The sequence below is a fragment of the Streptomyces katrae genome, assembly GCF_000966975.1.
Taxonomy (GTDB): Bacteria; Actinomycetota; Actinomycetes; order Streptomycetales; family Streptomycetaceae; genus Streptomyces; species Streptomyces katrae.
In genome coordinates this window covers 1-231 of record NZ_JZWV01000859.1, presented here as the reverse complement: position 1 = coordinate 231, position 231 = coordinate 1, and the positions used below count along the sequence as shown (strand labels likewise).

Sequence of the window (231 nt, the reverse complement as noted above, 5' to 3'; positions counted from 1 at the left end):
GCGCCGGCCCGACCCCGCCGACGCGGCGGACCCGGGACGGGCCCCCGCCCCGCCCCCGGCCGAGCCGGCCGCCGGCTACCGCACCGAGCAGTTCGCCTTCCTCGACCAGCCGGACGAGGACTCCGAGGACGTCATCGACTGGCTCGCCTTCACCGAGAGCCGCACCGAGCGCCGCGAGGAGGCCCGCCGCCGCGGCCGCAACCGGGTGGTCGCCCTCGTCGTCGTCCTGGC

Annotated in this window: 1 pseudogene; it reads left to right on the top strand. The window is 79.7% G+C overall.

Going from position 1 to position 231, the window contains the following annotated elements:
• A pseudogene (locus tag VR44_RS28195) lies at positions 1-231 on the top strand (LytR family transcriptional regulator); the annotation flags it as partial.